Genomic DNA, 24,492 nt, shown 5'->3' with positions numbered 1-24,492 from the left:
CGGTTTTTCTGTCTCGTTCGTCGGGACCACCGTCACTGGCCACAGCATTATCCGACTACGGAGCGTACATTCGGGGATGGCAGACAACGATACCGAGCGCGACGCCGCCACGGAACCGGAGCGTAGGAACGAACCGGAACCGGTCGAGCCAGCGGAACTCGCCGACGTCGAGGCGGAACTCGAATCGCTGGAGTTCCCGGCGACGGGGACCGAAGTCGTGGACGCGGTCGGCGACCGCGAAATCGAGTCGGCCGAGGGGACGTACGCCGTCGAGGAACTGATACCGAAGGTGGACACGGAGCGGTTCGACTCTCCCGGTGCCGTCCGAGTGCAGATACACCGGCCGACGGTCGCCGCGGCCATGAAGAAGGTCGTGGAGGCCACCGAGACGCTCCAGAACGCGGAGTTCGGACGGTCACAGCGCAAGGCCTATGAGAAGACGTTCGAGGAACTCAAGGCCATCGACGCCGACGACGACGACGAGGGGATACAGGTCGTCAGCGACTGGATAGTCGAGCAGATTACCGAGAAGGGGAAGCTCCCGGGGTCCCGGGGAGTCCGCCGGAGGGCGGCGAAGTTCTGCCGGTCGAACGGGTATCAAGTACGCAACGACCAGTGGCTCGGAATATAGACCGCCGACAGAGCGACGGCCGAGAAGAGTAGCGGCGTTCACCTCTCCGGAGTCACTCTCGGCGGTCGGTACGCGGAGGCCGAACCTTCTTTGTCTCCGCCTCCGACGCCACGTTCATGGACCAATCCACGGCGACCCAGCGGTGTGAGCGCGTCCTCGACGCGGTCAGCGCCGCCGTCATCGCCGACGAGGAGTTTCTCGAAACCGTCCTCACCGGTATCTTGGCTCGCGGGCACGTCCTGCTCGAAGACGTGCCCGGCACCGGCAAGACCCTGACCGCGCGGAGTTTCGCCGACGCGCTCGGCCTCTCGTTCTCGCGCATCCAATTCACTCCCGACCTGCTCCCCGCCGACATCACGGGGTCGAACGTCTACAACGAGGGAATCGGCGAGTTCGAGTTCTCGCCCGGCCCGGTGTTCGCCAACGTCGTGCTGGCCGACGAGATAAACCGCGCCCCGCCGAAGACGCAGGCCGCCCTACTCGAAGCCATGGGCGAGGGGCAGGTCACGGTGGACGGGACGACCCACGACCTCCCCACGCCGTTCTTCGTCCTCGCCACCCAGAACCCAGTCGAGCAGGAGGGCACCTTCGGCCTCCCCGAGGCCCAGCGCGACCGCTTCATCGTCAAGACCGCGATGGGCTACCCCGACTTCGACGGCGAGCGCGAACTCGTGGACCGACGCGCCGACCGGACCGCCAAGGCCCCGAGCGTCGAATCGGTCGTGCAGGGCCGGGAGGTCGCGGCCATCCAGCGCGTCCTCGAATCGGTCCGGGTGGACCCCAAGTTGCGCGACTACGTGGTCGCGCTCGGCCGGGCGACCAGAGCGGACGACCGCGTCGACGTCGGCGTCTCGCCGCGGGGCATCCAGCGCCTGTTCGAGGCCGCCCGCGCCCGGGCCGTCATCTCGGGCCGCGAGTACGTGGTCCCGGACGACGTGAAGCGCGTCGTCGAACCGACGTTCGCTCACCGACTCGTGCTGACCGACGAGGCGACGGTCCGGGGTGCCGACCGGAGCGGCGTCGTCGCGGACGTGCTGGACCGGGTGGACGTGCCCGCCGTGAAGTCGTCCTCCACGTCGGCGTAGCCGTCTCCGTTTCGGCCCGCACGCGATTTCTCGAACCGAAGCGGTCGCGCTCATAATCGCTCCCCCGAACGTCATCGGGGGCGTTCCCGACCGGCGGAAATCGCCGGAGGAGATTTTCTCCCCCCACGGGATTCCCGCACATGGTCGAGAAGGCGAGACGCGCGAAGGTCGAAGAGTCGCGGCCGGACGCCGACCCCGCGTGGGAGATTCTGGCCCGTGACGACGCGGACGACCCACCCCGGTACGTCGGCACCGTCCGCGCCGCGGACGCCGAGACCGCCCACGAGGAGGCGACGCGACTGTTCTGCTGGTACGCCCACGAGGTGTGGGTGTGCCCGACCGGAGAGATTCGGAAGTTCTCCGCGGACGCCGCGGCCGACGCAGCGGAGGAGTCGGACTTGGCGGTTCCGGAGTCGGGGACCGAAGGCCGAACGCACGAACTGTAGCGGGACTCGGGGGTCGTCGTCCCGAACTGCGAAGAGCGCCGGACAGACGCCGACTCAGGAGTCCCCGAGACGCCGTCCGAGGAAGTCGTCTAGAATCTCGAACGCGCGAATCTTCTGCTGGATGTCGGACGAGCCGTGACCCTCCTCGCCGAGTTCCACGTACTCGTAGTCGCCGTCCTCGCCTCCCTCGTAGCCGAGGTCGTCGAGGGCGTCCCGGAATATTCTGGCCTGCGAGACCGGGACGCGCCGGTCGTTGACTCCGTGGAGGAGTAACAGCGGTGCCGCCAGATTCTCGGCGTGCGTGACGGGACTCCGCTCTTCGTAGAGACCGGGGTTCTCCTCGGGAGTGCCCAGATACTTCTCCATCAGTTCCGTCCGGAAGTGGGGCATCGTGTTCTCGTACATGTCTTCGAGGTCGGTCAGGCCTATCCACGCGACCCCCGCGTCGTACAGCGACGGGTACTGGACCATCTGCCAGTAGGCGGAGTAGCCGCCGTACGACCCGCCGAACACGGCGACGGTGTCGTCGTCTATCCAGTCGCGCGTGTCGAGGACGTGTTCGACCGCCCGCGCCACGTCGGCCTGTTCGGCCCCGCCCCAGTCGTCGTACAGTTCCTCGCGGAACTCGCGGCCCCGTCCCGCCGACCCGCGGTAGTTGACCCGCAGGACGCTGTAACCCCGCGAGACCAGAAACTGCGTGTACAGGCCGAACTTCCGCTTGTCCTGAACTGGCGGTCCCCCGTGCGGGGCGACGATGAGCGGTGACGGTCGCTCGCCGGAGTCGTACAGCAGCGCCTCGATGTCGAGTTCCGTCGATGGCTCCAGTTCGACCGCCTCGGCGGGCGCGTCGGCGACGCCGTTCGACGCGAACGTGAAGAACTCAGCGTCGGCGAACGTCTCGGGGTCGATACTGCCGTATTCGGCCTCGACCAGCGTCTCGTACTCGTCGGTCGAGAGGTCGTACAGCAGTAGTTCGGGTCGAGTCGTCGGCGTGGTGTGGACGACGAGTACGCGGTCGTCGTCGAGGGCGGCCGACCCTTCGTCCGGGTACGAAGCGACGCCCTCGGGGAGGTCGAGGTTCCGGACGCTTCCGGTGTCGGTGTCGTAGACCAGCGCGACGTCTGAGGCGTCTCGCGTGCGGGTCGCGAGGAAGCGACTCCCGTCGGGGAGGAACTGAACCGGTTGCTCCTGATAGCTCCCGTCGCCGTACCACGTCACCTCGTCGGTGCGGAGGTCGTACACGCCCGCTCTCGACAGGTCTTCGGTCGTGTCGGCGACCAGCAGGCGGTCGCCCTCGGGACCCCAGTCAACGGGATGGGCCTCCGCGCCCTCCGCGCCGATGCGGAGGTTTCGGGGGTCCGAGCCATCGACGTCCGAGACGTAGACGTCCTGATTCCGGTAGTCGTCCGACTCGTTGGTGGCGTAGGCGACCCGGTCGCAGTCCGGCGAGAGCAGTCCTTCCCCGACGGCCCGGTCGTACTCCGTTATCTTCCTCGTCTCGCCGCTCGGCAGGTCGTGGACGTAGAGGTTCATCTGCCCGTCGGCCGCCGACCCGACCAGTAGCGTCTCCCCGTCCGCGCCCACGTCGTTGAGGACGCTCTGTCCGGCCATCTCGACCACGGCCTCGGTTTCGCCGTCGGCGTCGATGGCGTGGACGTCGTTCTGCTCGTTCCCGTCCTCGTCCTTGTGGTAGAACACGCGCTCGCCGTCCGCGGCCCAGCGGACCCACCAGCGGGCGTTGCGCGGAACATCGCCGTCGCTCCACGTCGCCCAGTCGCCGGTCTCGGCGTCGAGGACGTGGAGTTCGTTCCGGCCGGTCTCGTCGTAGTACAGGGCGACCCGGTCGCCGTCCGGGGACGCGGTGGGGTGAGCGAACGTCGGGAGACTCGCTAGCTCCTTCAGGAAGTCGTCGGTCATGTACGAAATCAGAACGCTTGCGGGATAGTAAACGTTTGCAGAAGGGAGTTTCTGTCGTATATCTCACACGCCCTCTAGACCGGTCACCGGAGCGCCATCACCAGCAGGACCGCACCGGCGACGGCCGCCAGCAGCGCGACGGAGAGACCGCCCACCTCCCCGCCGGAACTCGGTCCCGCGGGAACCACGCGCGCCAGCACGCCCGCCGCGAGCGCCGCGACGCCGCCGACCGAGAGCGCCGCGAGCGCGTGGAGGAGTTCGACCCGCCGGGTCTCGGCGCGTCGGCCCACTTCCGCGCCCAGTTTCGTTGCGAACGACCCGGCGTCCCAGACCACCAGCGCGAGGACCGCCCCGCCGAGGACGGCCCACAGCGGCGCGTCGAGCGTGCCCGCGAACGCCGCGGCGAGGAACAGGCCGCCTCCGGCCAGCGCGGGACCGGCCGCGCGGTCCGAGACGAACCCAAGCACGAACGACACCGAGAGCGCGAAGATGACGGCCGCCGCGAGCACCAGCACGCCCGCGGTCAGGCCGAGAACGACCGTCTCAGGGCCGTAGAACTCCACGACGCCCCCCGACAGCGAGCGGAACTGCTCGGAGAGGGGCGGTTCGAGTCGCCCGACGACGAACCCGACGAGCGCGTCGAGGACCGGCCGATGGACCGCGCGGACGCCCGCGACGACGGCCAGTCCCGCCGCGAAGGGCGCGTAGCCCACCAGCAGGTCCTGCGCCGAGGCCCGCGAAGACCGGCGGACGAGCGCGGCGAGCACCGCGAGCGTTCCGGAGACGAGCGCGACCCACCAGAGCAGGGTGCGGAGGCCGGGCGCGGCGGTGAGACCCGCGAGCAGGTCGTAGACCGACCCGGGGAGCGCGTCCCGAACCAGTTCGGCGGGCAGTGCGACGTCGGCGAGGAACGCGGGCGGGACCGCCATCGCGACCACGGCCGCGAACCGTCCGAGGTTCCGCCTCAGTCCGGCCAGCGCGTCGGCGACCCGCACGTCGCCGACCGACGCCTCGCCGGCGAGTTCCCGGGTCGGAAGCTCCCGGAGCGCCCGAAAGCTGGCGTAACTCGCGGCCGCGAGTAGGAGCGTAAAGGGGAGCAGGTGGAGTCGGCCCGGTTCGGGCGCGAGTAGCCAGTCGGTCGCGGTCGAGACCAGCTCGCCGAGCGCGCCCGCAGCACCGAGTTCGAGGTTCGTGATAAGCGCGTGGCCCGCGAGCGCGAGGAAGAATCCGACCGGGAGGACCGCGACGCGGGTCACGACGCCGAGACACCGCGAGACCGAGCGGAAGGTGGCGATGTCCCGGACCGACGCGGCCGCACCGAACGCGCCCACCGTACAGCCCCAGAGGACCGCCATCGCGCCGACGATGCGGAGTATCTCGCCGGAGACTCTGGTCGGCGACGACGCCGGGAACGACGCCGCGACGGCCACCAGCGACTCGTAGCCGACCCCGACTGCGACGCCCGCGCCCGCCGGAACGAGCAGGAGACTCGCGGCGAACGTCGCGGGTGCGCGCCACCGCTCGAACGTCAACAGCCACAGCGCCGCCGCGAGACAGACTGCGCCGGTCACCGCGACGGCCGCCCCTCTCGTGACGCCCGCCGCACTGCTCAGGGCCAGTACTCCGCCCGCGGTGCCGAGTACTGCGAGGGAGGTACTCGCGAGGGTCGGTGCCCAGTCGGTTCGGGAGCGGTCGCGTTCGGCGTCGGCGTGTTCGTCCATCATGGTCGGAGCAGTGTCTGCAGCGAGCGTTCCAGCGCGATGCCCAGCGGGTCGTCCACGTCCCAGTCGATAGTCGTCGCACCGGCCATCCGGAGGTCCCAGAGCCGAATCGCGCGCCGAGTTCCGGCGACCGCTCGGCCCGACGAACCGACGTCGGACGCGCCGTCGAGCGACTCTCCGTCGGGCGACCCGCCGCCGGTCACGTCGGGACTCAGCACCGCGAGTTCGTGACCCCGCGCCGCGAGCGACCGGGCCAGCGACTCCGGCCAGTCGTCGAGCACGGGCGAGACCAGCACGACCTGCGCGTCGGCGGGGAGTCGGGCGAGCAGTCGCCGAATCGTGGCGTCTTCGGGACCCCCGCCGTCGGCAGTCGCGGTCTCCGGGGAGCGGGTCCCGAGCGAAGACCGCTCCCCGGTTCCCGTCTCGCCGCCGGACCCGGTTCCGTCGGTCGGAACGTCGCCCGGCGCGTCGCGGTCGGCCGCGCGGCCCGCCGCCTCGAAGACGAGTCGAGCGCTCGCCCCGTGCTCGTCGGAGGCCGCCCACGGCAGGTCGTCGGCCGGGAGACCGCCCGGCAGGTCCCCGTCGTCGAGACCCACGGCGGTGACGCTGGTGGCGACGTTGGCAGCGGTGAGCGCGTCGTAGAGTCGCTCCCCCGCGTAGTTGCAGAGCGCTGCGCCGTTGGGGTAGCCCGCGCTCGGCGTCGTCCGGGCGACGGGCCGGGCGTCAACCACGACGACGGTCCGGGACGCCCGCTCCTCGCGGAACTGGACGGTGGTGAGGTCGCCGGACTTGGCCAACCGCCGCCAATCGACGCGGCTCATCGGGTCGCCCGGCCGGTACTCCCGGACGGAGTGGAACTCCAAGCCCTCGCCGCCCGAGTCGGTCGTGTGGGTCCCGACCCGGCGAGGCGAGGCCCGACCGAACTCCGGGTCCGAGACCGACCGCGAGCACGAGAGGGTGGTCTCGCCATCGACCGGAATCTCGGTGGTCGCGCGGTCGGTGGCACTGGCGGTCCGGACCCGGACCGCCGGGTCGCCGAACTCGTGGTTGCCACGCTTGGCGACGACCGAGTACGAGAGGGTCGCCGCCTCGCCCGGTCGGAGCGCGACCGCGGCCCGGGGCGACCCCGAGACGACCGCCAACTCGTCGGGAACGCCGTCCACAACCCGCACGTCGGCGAGCGCCGAGTCGCCAGCGTTCTCGACGTGCAGGGTGACCTCTACCTCGGCACCCGGCGGCGGACTCTCGGGGTCGAAGGTGCGCTCGATTCGGGGTTCGGTCGCTCCGGACAGCGACGAGAGCGCGCCGAAGGCCACGTACGCCAGCGGGACGACCGCCGCCGCGAACAGCCGCGGTCGGGCGTACAGCAGCCCCAGCGTGGTCAGAAGGAGCGTCCCGGCGAGCGCGCCGCGGAAGCGCGTCACTCGCTCGCGGTTCACCGCGACTCACCCCCGTCGCCGCTAGCGTCGGATTGGCCATCGGTCCCATCGTCGGCGTCGCGTTCGCTATCGGTTCCATCCTCTCGGTCGAAGACGCGACCCACCGCGTCGATGGTTCGCTCGACGCGCCGCCGTCGCTCGGCGGCGGGGTCGAGCCACGCCCTGAGTCTGGCCGGGAGCGAGAATCGGGGACCCGACTCGTCGGCGAGGAACGCCGCGGCGATTGGGTCGTCGGTCCACGCGCCGGTCTCGACCGCCCGGCGCGCTCGGTCGGGCGTGCGGTCGGCGGCGCGGGCGTGTGCGCTCGCGGCGGTGTCGGCGAGCGTGGCCCGGACCGCGCGGAGCGCCCGGTCGTCGCCGTCGCAGGCCGCCGCGACCCGCCGGTCGAACGCCTCGCCGGTCCGGGTCCGGTCGGTCGCGCTCACCGACTCGGGTCGGGCACCGACGCCCTCGAATATCGCCGACGCGGAGTCCGTCGGCGGGCGCTCGGCGGTCCCCCCGCGGGCCGCCCACGCGGCGTAAGCCCCGACGACCGACCCGAGGACGAGCAGGAGTCGCTCGGGACTCTGGGATTCGAGGACTCCGACCGCCGCCGAGACGGGGGCCGCGAGACCGGGGGCGACGACCACCGCGGCCGCCGCGAGCGTCAGGAGCGCGCCGAGACCGCCGAGGACGCGAGCGCGCATCAGTCGTCACCTCCCGCGGCGTCGGGTGCTCCGGGCGAGTCCGGCGAGTCGGCAGTGTCGGCCGCCTCGGTGGCGTCCGGCGATTCAGACGCGTTCGCGGCGTCGGGCGTATCGGTATCCGGACGGGCCGCGCGCTCGATGGCCTCGATGGCCTGTTCGACCTGTGGAAGTCGGTCGTCGGGCGAGCGCGCGCCGTACTCCACGTCCCGGAAGGCGTCCCGGAGCGTGACGACTGGACCGGGCGGCAGGCCGTCCTCGCCGACCGCGTGGTCGGCGAGTTCGGCGGGCGTCGAGACCGCGGGCCGCCGGACCGAGACGGTCCGAACGAACGTCTCCCACGCCTCGCGGAGGGTCCGGTAGGAGTCGGGGTCGCGTTCGTCCGACGGCGATTCACCCGCTTTCGCCGCCGATTCACCGGCGAGCGCGCCGAGCGAGACCGCCTCACCGGCCGCCGTCGCGCGCTCGCGGAGCCACGCCCGGAGGCGCGCGAGGAGTTCCCCGACCGTGGTCTCGCCCGCCCGAAGTTCCCGGAGCGCGTCGAGGGCCGTCTCGACCGCCCGCGAGAGGCGGTCGGCCGCCCCGAACAGCGCCGCGACGACGAGACCGGGAATGGCTCGAAGCGCCGCGAGCAGGAGCGCGCCGAGTCGCCGGGGGGTCAGGCCTCGGCGGGCGGCCCCGTTGCCCAGACCGCCGAGGACGAGCACGACCCCGCCGAGGACGCCCGCGAGGTTGCGGTAGAGGTCCGAGACGGTCGTCCGGCGGGTCTGCCCGCGGGCCGAGACGACCACTGCGGCGCTTCCGCGGAAGGGGAGCGAGAGGGTGGCCGACCCGTTGATGTCGGTGGCGCGGGCGGTATCGCCGACCCGGACGCTGGCGTTCGAGATGGGGTCGCCGCCGTAGGTCGCCGTGACCTCGACGGGAGTTCCGGGGAGCGCGAACGGGAGCGTCGGGTCCACAGAGAGTTCGAGTCGCGGAATCGAGAGGGTCCGCTCGCCGGAGACCGACCCGCGAGAGACGCCGAGGGTGACGTTGCCGGGCGAGTCCGGAAGTCGGACGCGAACGCGACCGTTCCGGTCGGTGGTGCCGACCGACTCCCCGTCGAGCGTGACGGTCGCGTTCCGAACCGGCACGTCGCGGACCGTCGCGGTCACGACGACCTCGTTGTCGGTGGCCACGTCGCCCGAGACCGTGAGCGTGGCGTTGGTCGCCAGCGCGTACTCGGTCCCGTTGCCGTCGCTCTCGTTACCGGGCGAGAGCGCGTCGGGCGAGAACTCGTCGGGGACGAGCGCGTCGGGTCCCCCGTCCAGCGACATCGGGGCGTCGAAGTTCGCCGGGGGCGAGGCCACCGCCGCGGCGGCGTCGCCGGACGTGTTTCCGACGGATACCCGGAGTTGCTCGGCGTAGGGGACCTGCGCGGCCACGGTCCCCGACTCGTCGGTGATACCGACGCGCTCACCGTTGAACCAGACGGGGACGCCGGTGACGACGCTCACGTTCTTCCGGACCGTGACTTCGACGGTCGCGCCGGGCACCGCCGTTCGGTTGAGTTCGACGCGGTACCCACGGCTCGACCGGGCGGTATCCGAGGAATCGCTCGTGGTCGTCTCGGAGGGGTCGCGGGTGGTCTCGTAAGTCCGTTCGGTCGTCTCACCCGGCCCCGCAGTGGCCGTCTCTGACCCGGAGTCGGTCGCGGTTCTCGACTCCCCGTCACCGCCGCTTCCGGCGGTCGTAGGCGTCCCCGACTCCGGCGGCGTCGCGGTGGAGGTGCCACTGCCGCCGTCTCGGCCGGTCGCGTCGGCCGACTCGTTCGGCGAGAACCGCTCGCCGGGACTACCCGACTCGGTGGGCGAGTAGTCGCGGGCCTGCGAATCCGTCTGGTTGCGGAACGCCTCCTGTTCGGATTGCAACCGAGCGCTTCCCGGCGTCGGGTCGAACCGGACCCACCCGACGTCCGGGAAGTAGGCCTCGACCCACGCGTGGGCGTTCATCGCCCGAACCTTGTAGGCGTTCGACCCAATCGACTGGCCGGTGGAGTAGCCCACGACGTACCGGGCGGGGATGTCCTGAGACCGCAGCATCGCGGTCATCGACGTGGCGAAGTACTCGCAGTAGCCCTTCTCCATGTCGAAGACGAACTGGGAGGCGACGTCCTCGCCGGTGGGTTGGGAGACGTTCAGCGAGTAGGTCTTGTTCGACTCCAGCCACGACTCGATTCGCGCGGCCGTCTCGTAGGGGGTGTCGGCGTCGGCGGTCAGGCGGGAGGTGAACTTCCCCAACCGACGGTCGGTGTCCTCGGGGAGCGCGGTGTACCGGCGCTCGATTTCGGCGGGGTAGTCCCGGCCCGCCGTCTTCAGCACCGCGGGGTCGCGCGCCGGGAGGTGGCTGACGCCGGAGTAGGTCGTCCCCGCAGAAATCGGGTCCTCGGCGACGAACGAACGCTGGTCGGTGACGTAGAGGGAGTCCGAACTGGTCCCGGACACTGAGTTCGCTCGCCAGACGCTCGGCAGTGCGGTGGCCGACTGCCGCAGGGTGACGCGGTACTGGACCTCTCGGCCTCGAATCCCCTCACCTCTCATCGGGCCGGTGTACGGTTGCCTCTCGCCCGACCGCTCCCACCCCGACCCGGTGTAGGTGTCGTACGCGCCGGTCCGCCAGTACGACGGGACCGAACTCCGGACCGTGAAGTGGGTCTCGGCGTTCTGCGACCGGAAGGCGCTCTGATTGCTGGCCAGCGACCCGCCGACGGAGGTGCTGTCGCTGGGGTTGAGCGCCCCGAGACCGCCGCCGCTTGCGAGGCCGCCGCTACCGGACTGACCGTACGGGTTGACGCCCGGTTGGGGGACCGCGGACCCGAGCGGCGTCTGGCCGAGTCCGGCCCCCGAGACGCCGGGGACGACGAGACCCGCGAGGACCACGGCGAGCGCGCACGCGAGCGCCAGCGCGGCGCGGAGTCGGTCGCGCGACTGTTCGTCGTCCGGCAACAGCGGTGACGGCTTGTCGGGCATGGGAACTGGGTTGGAGTCGGTCCGCGGACGCGAACTGACCGGACGGGGCGTCGCGTCCGCGGACCGGGAGTCTGGATGGAACGTGTGCGGAGATAGGTAAAAAGACTGGTGGAAGACAGAAGCGTTAACACGGGACGTTTGTCGACGGGTAAAAAGTAGAAAACTTATCACGTCCGAGCGACCGGACTCCGTCGATGCCCGACTGGACCCGCAGCCAAGTCCTCGCGACCCTCGGCACCGCTGCGGTCGGCGTCGGCGGCTACTGGTGGTTCGAGGGGGACCACTGCATCGACCGACGCGACCCGCGCTGGACCTTGGAGGGCCGCCGCTGGTCGCCGCCCGCGACCGACGAGCACTCGGTCTACGTCTCGGAGGGCCACGGCCTGACCAGTGGCGAGCGCGTCTCGCGCGTCGCGTCGCTGAAACAGTCCGACGGAGAGCCGAACTGGGTGTTCACGGTGACCGGAGGCGGTGCCGGAGTTCCGCTAGTCACCGACGAGCGCGTCTACGTCGGGACCGGCGCGGACTACGTCTACTCGCTCGACAAGCGGACCGGCCACGTCGAGTGGCGCTACGACGCCGGTGGTCGGGAGACCTACGGCGGCGGCGCGTGGGGGCAACCCGCGAAAGCGAACGGTCTCGTAATCGTCGGAGCCTCTTACTCCGGGGAGTCAGACCCGGACCCGAGCAACAGCGACGCCTTCACCCATCGAGTCGCCGCGCTCGACGCCGACACCGGCGAAGAGGTCTGGGCCGGAACCGTCGGCGCGACAGTCTGGACCGGCCCGGTGGCGGTCGGCGACACCGTGGTCGCGGCGACCGAGGCCGGGGTCGTGTACGGGTTCGCAGTGGGCGACGGAAGCCGACGCTGGCGGACCGCGGTCGGTGAAAAAATCTGGGAACCCATCTTCGGAGGCAACGGCGCAGTCCACGTCGCCAGCGGCGACGGAACGGTTGCGGCAATCGACTCCGAGTCCGGAGCGAAGCGGTGGACCACCTCACTTTCGGGGGAGGCGAACGGCGAGAACGAGCGGAAGATACGGGCCACCGAGCGCGACGACGAGACCTTCTTCGTGGGCACCGACTCGGGACGAGTAATCGCCTTCCCGCGCTCCGGCGGTCCGGAGGACTGGCGGTTCGAGGGCGAAGCGGCGATAGCCGACATCTCGTCGGACGGGTCGCTGGCCTACGTCCTCGACCAGCGCGGATACGTCAGCGTCCTCGACGCCGCGTCCGGCGAGCGCCGCGACCGGTTCCGCGTCGCCGAGAAATCGTGGGAGAACAAGTGCGGGTGGAGTCCGAAGTACGAGCGAGCGGCCGGACTGGCCGCGGGCGAGTACTCGCTCACCGTGACCGGGTCGTGGGTCGGCCAAGTCCCACGCCACAGAGCGTGACGGACGCGTTCCGCGGTTCGGACCAATGAGGTCCGGGAGCAGGTCGCCGGACGCCACCGCCGCCAGTTCTTGGTAACCGTGAACACGATTAAGGCAGTCAGCGTCATTCGAACGAGTGAACATGGCGGGGACACGGCAATCACCGGACCGAGCGACGCGGGACCGAGCGCGCGCGGGCGACCGCCGGGTTCTGGAATCGACCGCGCTGCGGTTCGCCGGACGACCGGCCGCGCCCCACGGCATCGTGCGCCACGTCGGGCGGGAGTCGGGCCAGCGCCGCGACACGCCCGTCCTGACGGGGACGGTCGGCGACCAGTTCGTGCTCGCCCTGCGGTCGGGGACCGACGCGGAGTGGTACCGGGACGTCCGGGCGGCCGACGAGTGCGTCGTCGTCTACGACGGCCGCGCCTATCGAGCCGAGTCGCCGCGACTGGTAGACCCGGCCGCGGTCCCGGAGGCGTTTCCCGCCGGGGTGAACCGGCTGCTGTCTCGGGGGAGCGCCCGGCAGTACCTCCGGATGGACCGCGGCGAGGAGGTCCCGGCGGAGTATCGGGACGTGACGAGACGGTATCCGGCGCGTCCCGCGGTCGCGGGGTTAGCGGGTGCGGCGCTACTGGTCGCGGTTCTGTGGTGGGCCGCGAATCGGAGGGACTGAGAACTGAGTGCGTCGGAGGGCCTGAGGGTGCCGGAGAGCCTGAACGGGCCGGGCAGTCGTCGGGACGAGCGCCCGCCCGGCGTCCTACACGTCGTCGTGGCGGGGTAGCTCTACGACGAACGCCGCGCCGCCCCGGTCGCTGTCCTCGACCCAGACGTCCTCGCCGTAGGTGACCGCCAGCGACAGCGTGCCGTCGAGGGCGAGCGCCAACATCGGACCGCTCAGGCGGTCGGTTCTGTCGATTTCGGTCGCGTGGTGCGCCCCTGACGCACCATACCGTTGGATTCCGGAGAGAGTTCCGTTAGTTTTGGGACACCGGTCACGGTCGGCGTCGAGACCGTCGTTCGCAGTTCGTCACCCGAGCGGTCGTCCACGGGTCGCCACCGAAGCGGTCGGAGCAGACGCGACTGCCTCAACGGGCGTCGTCGGCCGGGTCGGCCCGCACGCGCTCGCCCTCCGCAGTCTCGGGGAACATCTTTCCGGGGTTGAGGGTGTCTCGGGGGTCGAACGCCCGCTTGAGGCGGCGCATCGCCTCGACCGACTCGGGACCGTGTTCGGTCTCCAGAAACTCGCGCTTGCCGAGACCGATGCCGTGTTCGCCCGTCGCGGTGCCGCCGAGGTCGATGGCCTTCTCGACGGTGGCTTCGTACACCGACGCGGCGGCCGCGAGTTGCTCGTCGTCGTCCTCGTCCACCAGCACCGAGAAGTGGAGGTTGCCGTCGCCCGCGTGCCCGAAGCAGGGGACCAGCAGGTCGCGCTCGTCGGCGAGGCGCTTGACGAATCTGACCATCTCGGGATAGTCGCTGATAGGGACGGTCACGTCGCCGGGGTGGAGCGCGCTCAGGTCGGGGTCCCAGACCTGTGCCGCGTAAGCGAGTTCCTTGCGGGCCTGCCAGAGGTCGGCCATCTCGGTCTCGTCGTCGGCCACGTCGAACCGCTGCACGTCGTGGTCTTCGAAGACGGTCTCGCAGAACGCTATCTCCCGTTCGACGCCGTGGTCGGCGTGAAATTCGAGGAAGACGGTCGGCACGTCCGGCAGGTCGGTGCCGGTGTAGTCGTTGGCCATCCGGGCCGAGTCGGCGTCCACGAGTTCGATGGTCGCCACGTCCACGCCCGAGCGCACGGCGTCGAAGACGGCCTCGGTGGCGTCGTCGAGCGACGGGAAGAGGGCGCGCCCGCCCCGAATCTGCTCGGGCCTGCCCGCGAGTTCGAGGGTCGCGCGCGTGACGACCCCGAGAGTGCCCTCGCTCCCGACCAGCAGGTCCGCGAGGTTGTAGCCGCTGGAGGTCTTGACCGCCTTGCTCCCCGCCGTGAGTACCGACCCGTCCGCGAGGACGACTTCGAGTTCCAGCACCCAGTCGCCGACCTCGCCGTACTTGACCGTCTTCATGCCGGAGGCGTCGTTGGCTATCATCCCGCCGACCGTCGAGATGTCGCCCGAGGAGGGCAACGGCGGGAAGAACAGGCCACGGTCGGCCACCGCCTCGTCCACCGCGGTGCCGTAGACGCCGGGTTCCACGTCTATCTGGAAGTCGTCGGGCCGCACGTTCAGTACCGCGTCCATCCGCGAGAGGTCGAGGCTCACGCCGCGGTGGGCGGGCACGGCGTTGCCCTCCAGACTCGTCCCGGCGGCGTAGGGCGTGACCGGGACCCGGCGCTCGTTCGCGGCCGCGAGGACGGCCGACACGTCGGCGGTCGATTCGGGCCAGACCACGGCGTCGGGGGTGACGCCCTCGCCGCGTTCCTCGGCACCGAAGTCGGCGGCGTGGCTCTCGCGTACCGAGTCGCCGAACGACACGTCGCCCGTCAGGTCGAGTTCCGAGAGGAACGAACAGTCGTGAGTCATACGTTACCGTGGACCTATGGCGGCTTAAACGTTGGACCGGGCGACGAGTCCGCGGGCACCTATCGCCGCTTACGAACACGGAGCACGAACGGGGCGCAGTCACCGAGAAGGGTGCAGTCACCGGCGGCGGCGCGTCGTGTCCGCCGCGGCGACGACCGTGACGATTTATAATCGACCCAACTGAACCGGGTACCATGTCAGACTCCGACGACGGCCGACGTCGGTCGGCCGACTCGTCCGCCACTGGAGACGGCGACGAGGTGGTCGTAGAACGCCTGCCGCCGGACGAGGCCTTCGAACTTCTCGCGCACGAGACCCGTTTCCGCATCCTCGAAACGCTGAACGAGACCGACGGGTCGCTCGCCTTCTCCGAACTCCGCGAGCGAGTCGGCGTGGACGACCCCGGACAGTTCAACTACCACCTCGGGAAACTCACCGACCGATTCGTCACGAGCAGTGACGAGGGATACGAACTCGCCGCTCCCGGGTGGCGGGTGGTCGGTGCGGTCCTCTCCGGCGGCTACACGAAGGCGCTGGACGCCGACCCCATCGAGACGGGCGTCCCGTGCCTGTCGTGCGAGAGCGAGATGGAACTCCGGTTCCGAGGCGAGAAGGTCCAAATTCAGTGCCCCCAGTGCGACGAGACCTACACGAACATCCCGATACCGGCAGGCATATTCGAGGGCGTGTCGCCCGACGAGGCTCCGGCGGTGGTCGATAGCTGGTTGAAGCGACTCCACTCGACGGCCGACTACGGGTTCTGTCCGAACTGCGACGGCAGACTCGACCAGACGGTTCTCCTCCCCGGCGACGAGGACGCTCCCGAAGACCTAGAGACGGACGACGAGGCAATCGTCCGCTACACGTGTACTCGCTGTGGGTTCAATTGGTACAGTTCCTTCCCCTTCCCCGCCGTCCTCCATCCCGCCGTGGTCGGGGTCTACCACGACAACGGTATCGACGTGCGCGAGACGCCCTTCTGGAACCTCGACGGCTTGGAGGCCGACGCGGCGACGGTGGCGAGCAGCGACCCCCTTCGGGTCGAAGTGACGACGACTGTCGGCGACCAGCGTATCTGTTTCACCTTCGACGAGGAGATGAACGTGGTCGACGAGCGACGAGAGTGACAATATACCAACAGAACGGAATTTCTGCAAACGACGCCGCAGAAATGTCCTTCTAAAAACACTTATCGGCGGCGCGGCGGTGGTCCCGTCCATGGAATTGCGCTCCAACCCGTCGTTCGTCCGGTTGTTCGTCGGGAGAGTCGTCACGAACGCGGGCGACAGCCTCTACGCCATCGCAGCGATGTGGCTCGTCTACGACCTGACCGGGTCGACGTTCTACACAGGCGTTGCCAGTTTCCTCACGCTCGGCCCGCAGGCGCTCCAGTTCCTCGCCGGTCCGCTCGTGGACCGGTGGTCGCTCCGGCGCGTCCTCGTCTCGACGCAGGCCGTGCAGGCCGTCGGCGTCCTCGCGGTTCCGGTCGCGGCGGCGACGGGACACCTCTCGGTCTGGGTCGTCCTCTTCGTCATGCCCGTCCTGTCGATGGTCTCGCAGTTCGATTCGCCCGCGATGAACGCGGCCCTCCCGCACGTCGTCGAGGACGACCAGTTGGTAAAGGCCAACTCGCTGTTCTCGACCGCCGGCCAGAGCCTCGACACGGTTTTCAACGCCCTCAGCGGCGCACTCGTCGCGGTCGTCGGCGCGGTGACTATCTACCTAATCGATGCCGTCACCTTCGTCGTCGCGCTGGTCCTGTTTCTCGGACTCGCCATCGAGTCCGGAGACCGAACGAGCGAGGCAGAGACAGACGACGCCTCGCCGGACGCCCCGGTCGGCGACTACTTCGACCAGTTGCGCGAGGGGTTCGACTACCTCCGGGGGTCGGCCGTCGCGTCCATCGTCCTCGGTGCGGTCGTGGTCAACTTCACCTTCGGCGTGATGATGGCCGTTCTTCCGGCGTTCGCGGAGGCGCTGGGAGGTCCAGAAACCTACGGTCTCCTGATGGCGTCGGTCGCCGCGGGCAACCTCGCCGGTTCGGCGGGGTCCTCGCTCGTGGAGGAGTACCCCTTCGGACTGCTCTCGGTCGCCAGTTTCACCGTCTCGACGGTTTGCCTGCTCGGTGCCGTCTCGGTCCCCGGCGTTCCGGCGACGGTGGTCGGGTTCTTCGGCGCGTTCGTCCCCGCGGGGGCGTTCAACGTCATCTTCTTCTCGATGCTCCAGTCGGCGGTCGACGATGCCATGCTGGCCCGCGTCACGTCGGTGGTGTCGAGCGGAAGTACGGCGATGATGCCGGTCGGGTCGCTGCTCGGCGGGACGATGGCAGGCGCGCTGGGCGTCTCGTTCGCGCTGTACGGAACCGTGGCCTCGATGGGTTTTCTCGTGGTTTACTTCCTCGTCCGACCGGGAATCAGACTGCTCCCGCCGGTGGCCGACGCCGACGAACGCGTTCTCGGACTAGGGTGACTCGAACTACTCGGCCGCCGACTCGAACGGCCGGTCAGTCCCTCCAGTCGAGTCGTCGTCCCCCTCGCGGTCGTGAATCTCAATCCGGACTGGGTCTCGGAGGCGCGCGGTGATGCTCGGCCGGAGGTCCAGACTCGGCGACAGCATCCACAAAGCTCATGCCAATGCTGTGACGAGTCTCGGCCATGCCCTTCGAAGAAAGCTCTGCCCCCGCGAACGACGACGACGAAGGCTGTCCGAAGTGCGGTCACACCGAGACCGACGTCGGGACCATCTCCACGACCGGCGGCGGTCTCTCGAAGATGTTCGACATCCAGAACAACCACTTCCAAGTCGTCTCGTGTCTGAACTGCGGTTACTCCGAACTCTACCGCGACACGGGGTCGGCCGGGAGCGACATCGTGGACGTGTTCCTCGGCTGAGGCTCCCGAACACAGCACTATCCTCGAACTCCACAATGCCTGCAATCGGAATTTTCGTCCTGTTCGTGCTCCTGAGCGTCGGCGGTGGCCTGCTGCTCTGGGGCGCGGTCGATTCGGAGAAGCGCGACCGGCAAGTGATGGACCGCGGGTCGGCGGAGAAGGCGGCGCGGCGGGACACGGACGAGGACGAAGACGAGCGCCGCGGCTTCTGATTTCCGGAGGGATTACCCCGTCAGTCGCCGCCAGCGGTGTCCGTACCGCCACAGACGGCCGCCGACTGTCCCTCGACTGAGGTCGGTTCGCCGTCGAGTCGGTACTGAAACGTGTAGGCCGCGCTCCCGCCGGAAGCGTGGAGGACCGCGATTTCGCCCGTCCGCTCGTCGCCGCGACAGTCGTCGGCGTCGGCCCCGTCGGGGAACGCGAACGGCGCGTAGGTCGTCTCGAACGGTGCCACCTCGCCGGGCGACACGACGAGGTCTGTTCTGGACGGCGAGAGCGTACGGTTCCGTCCGACGCCGACGACGCCGGGACCGAGGTCGAACGACGACTCGTCGAACGAGTCGCTCTGGACGTCCACGGTGGGGTTGGGAACGTCGCCGTAGATTCCGACGAACCGGACGAGCAGGGGAGCGTCGCCCTGATTCTCGACCTCGAACCGTGCGCGCCCGTCTCGGAAGACTTCGACGTTTTTGGCCTTTCCGTGCACCATCTCCGGTATCCACCGACGGACCCACCCGTCCGGCGTCTCGGCCTTCACGTGGAGCGACCGGCCGACGTACGTCTCCAGTCGGTCGGGGAACACGACCGGGAAACGCACTGCTCCCGTCGGTCGTTCGACCGCCTCGAACTCCTCGTCGGTGGACGAGTCGAAGAGGACGGCTCTCCGGACCTCGACGCCGTCGCGGAACGCGACCACGAGTTCCGTCCCGTCGAATCGGTGGTCTGCGAACACGTCCTCCCGCGACGGTCCGTCGGCGACGAAGGGGAGGGACTCGGTGCAACCGGTCGTCAGGAGAGCGCCCCCTGTGGCGAGGGCGCGGAGGAAGGGGCGGCGGTTCACGGACGCGAATAGTTCCGCTGGTGATAAGTAACTTCGCTCGTCCGAACGCTCGCGTTCACTCACCGCCGTACGACTGCCGGAGGATGAACGGGCCGATGGCGAGCGTGTGCTTGGCGACGACGACGATTCGCAGGATGTAGGTCAGGAACAGCAGAAACGGCACGAGCGTGACGGTGAACGCCGCGCCGACGACCCACGTGATGTTCGGGACGCCCAGCGTGACCCCCGGAAACGTCGGAGCACCCACGAACGCGAGCATCGCACCGGCGACGACGAGCGCCGGAACCGCGGCGTAGAGGATGTACCGCGAGAGGTCCACGAGTTCCCACTGGAAGTACAGCGTCTTTATCTGCTCTCGCGCCGGGCCGAACATGGTCAGCGCCGTCTCCAGTCGGTGAAACGCCTCGCGCTCGTCCTCGTCGATGCTGTCGGCGAACTCGTCGGTGAGTCGCTCGACCTGATAAATCTTCCACGCGTAGTTGTAGTTGAGTATCGCGTTCAACACGGCGAAGGTGCCGAACTGCTCCCCGTCTAGGTCGTCCAACGCCACGTCCGCGTTGTCCCGCAGGCTGTCGAGGAACTCGCCGACTTGCCGGCGAAGTTCGTCGTTACCGTTGTCGGCGAGGCACTCTTCGAGCGCGTCGGCCCGGCGCACGTTGGCTTCGAGGAGTTGAGCGAGGAATCCCGCTGGCTCGGCTTCGGGGGCGGTGTCGAACAGTTCGGTCGCGTAGGTTCGGAAGTCCATCGCGTCGCTCATCCGCTGGCGCTGGTCGCCCAGCGGTCCGTTCTCCTGCGAGATAACGAGTTGGCTGATGGTGACGACCAGCGTCGTCCCGGTGATGACCGTCCCTATCATGGTCGAGAACATGGTCTCGATGGTGTCTGCCGAGCGAATCGCCACCTGCAGCGACGGGACGACGAGCGTGCTGATTCCGACGAACGTGACGAAGACGGTCACGGCGAGCAGTCCGGTGACGACGAACCGATTTCCGCCGAGCAGGAACCAACTGTAGACTCGACCCAGACCGACGCGTTCGCGGAGCGTGTTGGCCGTCCGTATCTCGTCGCCGTCCGTCTCAGTCATCGTCGGTCTCGGTGTCGTCGGCTTCTGCGTCGTCGGTCTCGGTCACTCCCTCCGCCGGCCGCCTGAGGACGAGGAACTTGGTTCCGCCGCCGACGTAGTCGATGGTCGCGTCGAGTTCCCAGCCGTCGGCCGCGGCCTCGTTCAGCGCGGCGGTCGGGTCGCGGGCCTCCTTCTTCGAGGGTTCGCGCGGTGGCTTGACGACCCGATACTCCCATCGCGGAGCCGCGTCGGGACACATTCGTCCGGACTGACGGGACAGAAGGGGCTAAACGTGACGGCTCTACGACCCGAGTCCTCGCTTGCCCACCACCCACCGAAGCCCCGCGAACGCCGCCAGCGAGACGACCAGATAGGCGACCACCGAGAGGTGGGTCACCTCGGTCGGACTCCCGATTGCGAGTTTGGCCACGGTGTTGGCGGGCGACTCGGTCAGGAGGTAGGTCGCGCTGAACACCACCATCACGCCCATCGAGAAGAGGAACTGGGCCTGCTTGCGCTCGCGAAACGCCAGCGCCGCGGTCGCGCCCATCGTGACCACGCCGACGGAGAATCCGGTCACGAGCAACAGAATCTCGACGGGGTTGGCGATGCTGGTGCCTCGTAGCGACAACAGCGCCAGCCACGCGCCGGCCTGTACGGGCGCGAGGACGCCCATCGCCAGCATCTTCCCGTCCACGATGTCGGTCGCGGTCAGGGGCGTCACCCGCAGCAGTTCCAGCGTGCCGCGGTCGTACTCCTCGGCGATGGCGTCCACCGCGATGCTCCCGCTGATGAACACCGGCAGGAACGTGAGCAGGGGGACCAGCACCGTGTAGGTGAACCCGAAGTAGGGACTGGACGACGAGTCGGGCGGCAACTCCACCGGTTGGCGGGTGAGCCGGGAACTGAGTCGCGTTCGCTCGTGGCGCTCGAACGCCTCCAGCACGCCCTTTATCTGGGTCACGACGAGCGTCGTCCGGACGTTGCCGTCCGGCGCGACCGCACTGACGTGCGCCCGACCGTCGGCCAAGCGTTCGACCTTGAGAACGGCGTGTATCGCACCTCTGTCGAAGTCCCGCATCGCGGCCGACTCGTCGCCGTACTCCACGGCCCGCCAGCCGTCGCGCTCCTCGATGACGGGGACGATGTCCTCGCTGGCCTCGCCCGTGACGCCGAACTCCACGACGAACTGGTTCGACACCGACCCGGGGTCGTACAGCGAGACCAGTCCGACCGCGAGGAACGACGAGAACGCCGCGACGAACAACTGGATGAGGATGGCCAGCACGATGGTCTTCTCGCTCCGGAGCGACGCGAGTTCGCGCCGAGCGACCGTCAGGCGCTTACCCAAGGTAACTCACCACCGTTAGGTTGTAGACGGCGTGAACCAGCGTCGCCACCGCCAGCGTCCCGACGTACCAGTTCCGGTCCCGGGTCGCGCCCGCGGCGGTAATCGTCGCCGTGACGGTGTGGAGCGCGAGCGGCGTGAGGAACAACGCGACCAGCACCAGCGGCGTGGCCTCGACGCCGAGACCCGTCACGGTGCCGAACGCGGCCCTCCCGAGTTCGAGGTTCGGCAGACCGACGAGTTGGGCCACCGCGGTCGCCTTCTCGCCGAGGAAGAAGCCCAGTCCCGAGAGGAACCCGAGCGTCGCGGCCGACCGGACGGTCCGCTCGAACCGCGAGTGGGCGAACCCGGCGTAGACGTGGACGCTCTTGGCGACCTCCTCGACGCCCGCGATGGCCACCAGCAGGATGGGCATCGTAATCGACCCCGGGAGCGCGAACAGCAGGGCGACCACCAGCAGTTCGGCGACGAAGACGAACGGAATCGAGAGCGCGCTCAACTTCGCGACCGAGCGCGGCCCGGAAATCTGGCTGTCGAGCGCGTCGAGGAACTTCAGCGGGACCGACCGCTGGGTGAACATGTCCTCCTCGCGGTAGACGCCCGCGCCGAGCGCGAAGAGGACGCCCGACGAGAGGAAGAGCGGCCCGGTCGAGAAGGCGTACTCGCCGAGCGAGAACGCGGTCCCACGGAGCGCCTTCACCACGAGGGTCAGCGGCGAGATGGCCGCGATGGGGTGGACGTTGGTGAAGATAGCCGGGACGAACGCGTATGAGGTCAGGAACACCGACAGCGTCACCGTGACGAAGGTGAGTTCCTTGAACGACCGGGCGAACATCCCGCCGACGAACGACGCCGAGAGGAACAGCAGCGCGATGGGAACCACCGCGGAGACCGACTTGGCCGCTGTCGCGGCGACCGCCAGCGCGCCGTCCGAAGCGGGGGTCAGCACCGCGATGCCGACCGCCGTGACGGAGGCGATGGCGACCATCCCGACGAAGTACGGCAGCGTCTTGCCGGCGATGATGTCGCCCCGCGAGACCGGCGACACCAGCAGGAGTTCGCCGCGCTCGTTGACCCGTTCGTCCAGAATCGTGGAGGCGTACGCCTGAATCACGAAGTTCATCGGCAGGACGAACGCGAACGCCAGCACGAGCGACTCGAAGGGGAACGGCGGCGCGATGTCGGACGGAGTTTCTCCCGCCGCGTTCCCGCCGAACAGCGACCCGCCGCCACTGCCGACCGAAGGGGCCTGCGCGGGACCGTCGCTGTCGCCGGTGGAGTCCGACGAGTCGGTTCCTGACCCGCCGGAACCGCCGCCGCTTCCGCCACCGCCGCTTCCGTCACCGCCGCTTCCGCCACCGCCGAGGCGCTTCTCGCCCTCGCGAGTCGTTCGCCTCGCGGGCGACTCCGAACCACTCCCGGCCGCGCGCAAGCCGGTCTGCTCCTCGTAACTGACCGAGACCGAGACCGGGAAAGCGGCGGCCCTATCGGGGTCGTCGGCCAGCAGGCGGTCGTTGTACCGCTTGACCGACTTCCGGAACTCGGCGAGCGCGGCCTTTCCCTTCGGGGTGTCGGCCGCGACGACGCGTCCGGGGCCGTGAACCAACAGTTCCATTCGCTCGGGGAAGGCCGCGCTGTCGGGTTCGACCGCGACGAACGTCCGGTCGTTCTGGACTGGGGCGTAGTAGGGACTGTCCTCCGAGACGCCGACGCGGTAGATGCCGTCGTCGAGGGTGACGCCCTCACTGGCGACCATCGGCGTGAGCGCGCCGACCGCGAGCAAGACGACCAGTCCGACCGCCACGGTCCGGCGGTCGAGTTGGCCCGCGTTCTTCGAGACCTCCCACCGGGCGATGCGGAGGGTCTTGCGGAGGTTCACGGTCGGCCCTCCACGTCGGGGGACTCCGCGGCCAGTTCGAGGAAGATGTCTTCGAGGCTCGGGGTCTCGGTCTGGATGTCGGCGACCTTTCCGCCGGCGGCCTCGGCGAGTTCGCGGGTCTCCTCGACGGCGTCCATGCTCTCGACCGTGCGGCAGTAGCGGCCGTTCTCCGTCACCGCGCCCGCGACCTCGACCGTGGTGTAGACGCGGTACTCGGTCCGGCCGTGTTCCTCGCGGATGGTCTCGACGCTCCCGCGCGCGACGATGCGACCGTCGTTCATCACGGCCACCCGGTCGCAGATGCTCTCGACGTGGAACAGGTTGTGAGCGCTGAAGACGACGGTCTTGCCCGACTCCGCGAGGTCGCGAGTGAACTCGATGATGTAGTTCGTCGTCAGCGGGTCGAGTCCGCTCGCGGGTTCGTCGTAGATGAGCACGTCGGGGTCGTTGACCAGCGAGCGAGCGATGGCGACCTTGCGGGTCATCCCCTTGGACATGTCGCCGATTTTTCGCTCGCGGTGTTGCAGGTCGAGTCGGTCTAACGTGTCGTGGATGCGCTCGCTGGCCACGTCGCCCGGCACGTCGTAGAGGTCGGCGAAGAACTCGAGGTACGAGACGGCGGTCATGTCCTCGTACAGCGGCGACTCCTCCGGGAGGAATCCGAGGTGGTTCCGCATCTCGGGGTCCTCGGCGTCGTACCCCGCGACGCGGGCGGTCCCGGAGGTCGGTTCGACCAACCCCGCGAGCATCTTGAGCGTCGTGGTCTTGCCCGCGCCGTTGGGTCCGACGACGCCGAACACTTCGCCCTCGGGGACCGAGAAACTGCTCCCCTCGACGGCGGTGAACCCGCCGTACTCCTTCCGCAGATTTTCGACTTCAATCATCGGGATACTGGGGAGTGTTCGCCGGGGGGACTTGATTTTGTGGTTGGCGGCGGAGAATCGACGCCCCGGCGGTAATCCACAACAGTTGTATGTACGTTGTCAGAACTTCGACCATGGAACTCACAGAGCGAATCTCGTGGCGGAAAGTCGGCGTCAGGTCGCTCGTACTGACGATTCTCGCCGTGGGAATCCTCCTCCGGTACGCACCGGAAGCCATCTTCTTCGCGGCGGTGGCGTACGCCGTCGCGGAAGCAGTCCGTCTGCGCTCGCTGTCGAAGCGGGACACCGAATCGTTCGCGGAACTGGCCGCGTCGTCCGGATTCCTGCTCCGAAGTGGATTCCTTTGGTCGCTCCTCGTGCTGGCGGTGTTGTACGACCTGTTAATCGGCGGAACGTTCCTGTTGGCGTTCGCCTCGGCGGCGTTCGTCTACGTCGGCGGCCTGTTCGCGCAGTCGGCGCGAGCGAACTCGGTCGGTCGTCCCGACGACGTCTCTTTAAGTGCTTCTGGCGACAAGGGATAGATACGAGGAAGATTCGTTCGT

General features: G+C 69.0%; 24 protein-coding genes. 10 read left to right on the top strand and 14 right to left on the bottom strand.

The genetic code is table 11. The features are described 5' to 3' along the window. Positions 1 to 76: 76 nt before the first annotated feature. The 3 genes from FXF75_RS10090 to FXF75_RS10080 all read left to right on the top strand — a co-directional run bounded on the left by FXF75_RS10090 (position 77) and on the right by FXF75_RS10080 (position 2,162). Positions 77 to 631, top strand: a complete 555-nt coding sequence (locus FXF75_RS10090; RefSeq protein WP_163521742.1) for a hypothetical protein — start codon at positions 77 to 79, stop codon at positions 629 to 631. Positions 632 to 747: 116 nt separating this feature from the next. Then, positions 748 to 1,716: a MoxR family ATPase gene (locus FXF75_RS10085; RefSeq protein WP_163521741.1), complete on the top strand. Its 969-nt coding sequence runs from the start codon at positions 748 to 750 to the stop codon at positions 1,714 to 1,716. A 140-nt stretch (positions 1,717 to 1,856) separates the two neighbouring features. Further along, complete coding sequence (locus FXF75_RS10080; protein WP_163521740.1) at positions 1,857 to 2,162, top strand: Htur_1727 family rSAM-partnered candidate RiPP; 306 nt, start codon at positions 1,857 to 1,859, stop codon at positions 2,160 to 2,162. 54 nt (positions 2,163 to 2,216) lie between these two features. Here FXF75_RS10080 and FXF75_RS10075 read toward each other — a convergent pair whose 3' ends face one another. The 5 genes from FXF75_RS10075 to FXF75_RS10055 form a co-directional block, all read right to left on the bottom strand. Beyond that, positions 2,217 to 4,079 carry a prolyl oligopeptidase family serine peptidase gene (locus FXF75_RS10075; protein WP_163521739.1) on the bottom strand — a complete coding sequence of 621 codons (1,863 nt, stop codon included), beginning with the start codon at positions 4,077 to 4,079 and terminating at the stop codon, positions 2,217 to 2,219. Positions 4,080 to 4,162: 83 nt separating this feature from the next. After that, positions 4,163 to 5,803, bottom strand: a complete 1,641-nt coding sequence (locus FXF75_RS10070) for a hypothetical protein (protein ID WP_163521738.1) — start codon at positions 5,801 to 5,803, stop codon at positions 4,163 to 4,165. Then, entirely contained in the window at positions 5,800 to 7,239 is a 1,440-nt protein-coding gene (locus tag FXF75_RS10065; protein WP_309221788.1) for a DUF58 domain-containing protein, read from the bottom strand. Before FXF75_RS10065 ends, FXF75_RS10070 begins: the two co-directional genes overlap by 4 nt. After that, positions 7,236 to 7,925 carry a hypothetical protein gene (locus FXF75_RS10060; protein WP_163521737.1) on the bottom strand — a complete coding sequence of 230 codons (690 nt, stop codon included), beginning with the start codon at positions 7,923 to 7,925 and terminating at the stop codon, positions 7,236 to 7,238. The genes FXF75_RS10065 and FXF75_RS10060 overlap by 4 nt, the downstream gene beginning before the upstream one ends. Further along, complete coding sequence (locus FXF75_RS10055; RefSeq protein ID WP_163521736.1) at positions 7,925 to 10,930, bottom strand: transglutaminaseTgpA domain-containing protein; 3,006 nt, start codon at positions 10,928 to 10,930, stop codon at positions 7,925 to 7,927. The genes FXF75_RS10060 and FXF75_RS10055 overlap by 1 nt, the downstream gene beginning before the upstream one ends. A 194-nt stretch (positions 10,931 to 11,124) precedes the next feature. On the opposite strand from FXF75_RS10055, the gene FXF75_RS10050 reads away from it, so the two are divergent. Next, positions 11,125 to 12,324 (top strand): PQQ-binding-like beta-propeller repeat protein, encoded by a 1,200-nt coding sequence (locus tag FXF75_RS10050; protein WP_163521735.1) that lies wholly within the window; start codon positions 11,125 to 11,127, stop codon positions 12,322 to 12,324. Between the two features lie 121 nt (positions 12,325 to 12,445). Continuing rightward, positions 12,446 to 12,979 (top strand): nitroreductase/quinone reductase family protein, encoded by a 534-nt coding sequence (locus tag FXF75_RS10045; protein ID WP_163521734.1) that lies wholly within the window; start codon positions 12,446 to 12,448, stop codon positions 12,977 to 12,979. An 84-nt stretch (positions 12,980 to 13,063) separates the two neighbouring features. Here FXF75_RS10045 and FXF75_RS10040 read toward each other — a convergent pair whose 3' ends face one another. Together FXF75_RS10040 and FXF75_RS10035 are read right to left on the bottom strand one after the other, a co-directional pair. Continuing rightward, positions 13,064 to 13,264 (bottom strand): hypothetical protein, encoded by a 201-nt coding sequence (locus FXF75_RS10040; RefSeq protein ID WP_163521981.1) that lies wholly within the window; start codon positions 13,262 to 13,264, stop codon positions 13,064 to 13,066. Between the two features lie 127 nt (positions 13,265 to 13,391). Beyond that, a complete protein-coding gene (locus FXF75_RS10035; RefSeq protein ID WP_163521733.1) occupies positions 13,392 to 14,825 on the bottom strand; it encodes an FAD-binding oxidoreductase in 1,434 nt (477 codons plus the stop codon). Positions 14,826 to 15,019: 194 nt separating this feature from the next. Between FXF75_RS10035 and FXF75_RS10030 the strand changes: the two genes are divergently transcribed. Together FXF75_RS10030 and FXF75_RS10025 are read left to right on the top strand one after the other, a co-directional pair. Beyond that, positions 15,020 to 15,952: a helix-turn-helix domain-containing protein gene (locus tag FXF75_RS10030; protein ID WP_163521732.1), complete on the top strand. Its 933-nt coding sequence runs from the start codon at positions 15,020 to 15,022 to the stop codon at positions 15,950 to 15,952. Between the two features lie 91 nt (positions 15,953 to 16,043). After that, positions 16,044 to 17,294, top strand: a complete 1,251-nt coding sequence (locus tag FXF75_RS10025) for an MFS transporter (RefSeq protein WP_163521731.1) — start codon at positions 16,044 to 16,046, stop codon at positions 17,292 to 17,294. A gap of 6 nt (positions 17,295 to 17,300) precedes the next feature. Here FXF75_RS10025 and FXF75_RS10020 read toward each other — a convergent pair whose 3' ends face one another. Beyond that, entirely contained in the window at positions 17,301 to 17,441 is a 141-nt protein-coding gene (locus tag FXF75_RS10020) for a hypothetical protein (RefSeq protein WP_163521730.1), read from the bottom strand. A 38-nt stretch (positions 17,442 to 17,479) separates the two neighbouring features. On the opposite strand from FXF75_RS10020, the gene FXF75_RS10015 reads away from it, so the two are divergent. Both FXF75_RS10015 and FXF75_RS22085 read left to right on the top strand, forming a co-directional pair. Further along, complete coding sequence (locus FXF75_RS10015; protein ID WP_163521729.1) at positions 17,480 to 17,716, top strand: zinc ribbon domain-containing protein; 237 nt, start codon at positions 17,480 to 17,482, stop codon at positions 17,714 to 17,716. Positions 17,717 to 17,751: 35 nt separating this feature from the next. Next, positions 17,752 to 17,928 carry a hypothetical protein gene (locus FXF75_RS22085; RefSeq protein WP_205427409.1) on the top strand — a complete coding sequence of 59 codons (177 nt, stop codon included), beginning with the start codon at positions 17,752 to 17,754 and terminating at the stop codon, positions 17,926 to 17,928. A 20-nt stretch (positions 17,929 to 17,948) separates the two neighbouring features. On the opposite strand, the gene FXF75_RS10010 is transcribed toward FXF75_RS22085, so the two are convergent. The 6 genes from FXF75_RS10010 to FXF75_RS09985 are packed head-to-tail and all read right to left on the bottom strand — an operon-like array spanning position 17,949 to position 23,950. After that, the gene (locus tag FXF75_RS10010; protein ID WP_163521728.1) at positions 17,949 to 18,776 is read right to left on the bottom strand and encodes a hypothetical protein; all 828 of its coding nucleotides are present in this window, start codon (positions 18,774 to 18,776) and stop codon (positions 17,949 to 17,951) included. 55 nt (positions 18,777 to 18,831) lie between these two features. Continuing rightward, positions 18,832 to 19,860, bottom strand: a complete 1,029-nt coding sequence (locus FXF75_RS10005; protein ID WP_163521727.1) for a hypothetical protein — start codon at positions 19,858 to 19,860, stop codon at positions 18,832 to 18,834. Next, the gene (locus FXF75_RS10000) at positions 19,853 to 20,098 is read right to left on the bottom strand and encodes a DUF4177 domain-containing protein (protein ID WP_163521726.1); all 246 of its coding nucleotides are present in this window, start codon (positions 20,096 to 20,098) and stop codon (positions 19,853 to 19,855) included. Before FXF75_RS10000 ends, FXF75_RS10005 begins: the two co-directional genes overlap by 8 nt. A gap of 42 nt (positions 20,099 to 20,140) precedes the next feature. Beyond that, complete coding sequence (locus FXF75_RS09995; RefSeq protein WP_205427407.1) at positions 20,141 to 21,190, bottom strand: ABC transporter permease; 1,050 nt, start codon at positions 21,188 to 21,190, stop codon at positions 20,141 to 20,143. After that, positions 21,183 to 23,066: an ABC transporter permease subunit gene (locus tag FXF75_RS09990; RefSeq protein ID WP_163521725.1), complete on the bottom strand. Its 1,884-nt coding sequence runs from the start codon at positions 23,064 to 23,066 to the stop codon at positions 21,183 to 21,185. The genes FXF75_RS09995 and FXF75_RS09990 overlap by 8 nt, the downstream gene beginning before the upstream one ends. Beyond that, complete coding sequence (locus tag FXF75_RS09985) at positions 23,063 to 23,950, bottom strand: ABC transporter ATP-binding protein (protein ID WP_163521724.1); 888 nt, start codon at positions 23,948 to 23,950, stop codon at positions 23,063 to 23,065. Before FXF75_RS09985 ends, FXF75_RS09990 begins: the two co-directional genes overlap by 4 nt. 113 nt (positions 23,951 to 24,063) lie before the next feature. Here FXF75_RS09985 and FXF75_RS09980 point away from each other — a divergent pair, with 113 nt between their 5' ends. Next, on the top strand, positions 24,064 to 24,471 hold the full coding sequence (locus tag FXF75_RS09980) for a hypothetical protein (RefSeq protein ID WP_163521723.1): 408 nt from the start codon (positions 24,064 to 24,066) through the stop codon (positions 24,469 to 24,471). Positions 24,472 to 24,492: the final 21 nt, after the last annotated feature.

This window comes from Halorussus sp. MSC15.2 (genome assembly GCF_010747475.1).
GTDB lineage: Archaea > Halobacteriota > Halobacteria > Halobacteriales > Haladaptataceae > Halorussus.
The sequence above is the reverse complement of the archived record's forward strand: the minus strand, read 5'-3'. Positions and strand labels throughout refer to the sequence as shown.